Below are 221 nucleotides of genomic sequence, written 5' to 3'. Positions count from 1 at the left end.
TACACGGGGTAATTCAGCCGGTAAAGGCTTACGGCCGGATGTTTTTTTAACGGGCTTTGGTGTTTCAGCCAGGGGCAATTCCGAGTGTAAGGATTCGGCGTCTATCGACTCGGCCGTATCCACTGCAGAGGCATCGGCCTCGCATTCAACCTCATCGAACAGTTCGACTTGTTGATCACTTTTTTCGCTGCTTTTACCAAACTGGCGCTGCTTAAACAGAA

At 50.2% G+C, this 221-nt stretch carries 1 protein-coding gene; it reads right to left on the bottom strand.

What is annotated here, in order from left to right; all coding sequences use genetic code 11:
• Window positions 1–221: IS66 family transposase (locus tag WG929_RS21285; RefSeq protein ID WP_416207660.1), on the bottom strand; the 221-nt coding region annotated here is incomplete at both ends.

It is taken from the genome of Oceanobacter antarcticus (assembly GCF_044962685.1).
In the GTDB taxonomy this organism is placed as follows: domain Bacteria; phylum Pseudomonadota; class Gammaproteobacteria; order Pseudomonadales; family Oceanobacteraceae; genus Oceanobacter; species Oceanobacter antarcticus.
The sequence above is the reverse complement of the archived record's forward strand: the minus strand, read 5'-3'. Positions and strand labels throughout refer to the sequence as shown.